The sequence below is a fragment of the Bartonella sp. AP150HLJHH genome (assembly GCF_042196385.1).
GTDB lineage: Bacteria > Pseudomonadota > Alphaproteobacteria > Rhizobiales > Rhizobiaceae > Bartonella.
This window is the reverse complement of sequence record NZ_JBHIQC010000104.1, coordinates 1-1,005: the sequence shown is the minus strand read 5'-3', so window position 1 is coordinate 1,005 and position 1,005 is coordinate 1. Positions and strand designations below refer to the sequence as shown.

The 1,005-nt window shown below is 40.9% G+C and carries 2 protein-coding genes; both read left to right on the top strand.

Annotation, left to right across the window (positions count from 1 at the left end):
• A partial coding sequence (locus tag ACFING_RS09900; RefSeq protein WP_375630797.1) for a recombinase RecT occupies nt 1-445 on the top strand: 445 nt, incomplete at its 5' end.
• Between the two features lies 1 nt (nt 446).
• On the top strand, nt 447-1,005 hold a 559-nt coding region (locus ACFING_RS09895; protein ID WP_375630795.1), incomplete at its 3' end, for a lambda exonuclease family protein.

Below are 1,005 nucleotides of genomic sequence, written 5' to 3'. Positions count from 1 at the left end.
CAAAGAATGCGAACAAGACCACAGTGACCCTTGGAAAAAATACCCCGCACGTATGTTGCGCCATAAAGCCACTATACAATGTGCTCGCTATGCTTTCGGGCTTTCCGGTATTTATGAAGAAGATGAAGCAAAACGTATCAATGAAACAAACCATAACGTACAAACGAAGTTAGTTTCTTATGATGTGCTTACGCAAATCAAACAATTAATAAACATCACTCAAACAGAAGAGGAAAAAGTCCTTGAGTATGGACGAGTCCAAAAGCTTGAAGATCTTCCTGATGAAGTAGCACAAAGGATTTTGGATGTTTTGCAAAAGAGACAGCATGAAAAAGAACAATCTTTCCTACAACAAAAGCAAATAGAGGCGCCTATACAAGATGCCGAATATATTCACGTCCAAGATATCGAATATGGACCACAAGAACAAAGAACGGCGGTGTGAGATGGAACAAAGAACAGCAGAATGGTTTCAAGCGCGCTTGGGTAAAGTCACCGCATCTAATGTTTACAACATTATCAGTAAGACAGCAAAAGGATTGCCTACGAGCAAATATGAAGACTACAAAATCAAACTCATAACGGAGCGCTTAACAGGCGAAACAAGCCCTTATTATGAAACTGAAGATATGAGATGGGGTATCGAACATGAAGAAGATGCCTTGAGAGAATATGGCTTCATTTATGATGCCGATATAACAAAATGCGGCTTTATCCAACACCCCACAATAGAAATGGCGGGGGCTAGCCCCGATGGTCTCATTGGAGAAGACGGTTTAATCGAAGTCAAATGCCCGAGATCAGTAACACATATGCGCTTTTGTATAGGTGACGAAATCAAACCAGAATATCACGCACAAATGCAATTCCAAATGGCTTGTACAGGACGAAAATGGTGTGATTTCGTTAGCTATGACCCACGTTTTACGGGGGAATTCTTTCACTTGCGTATGAAAGTCAAGCGTGTTCTCCGTGATGATCAACAAATTGAACAGATCAATCAAG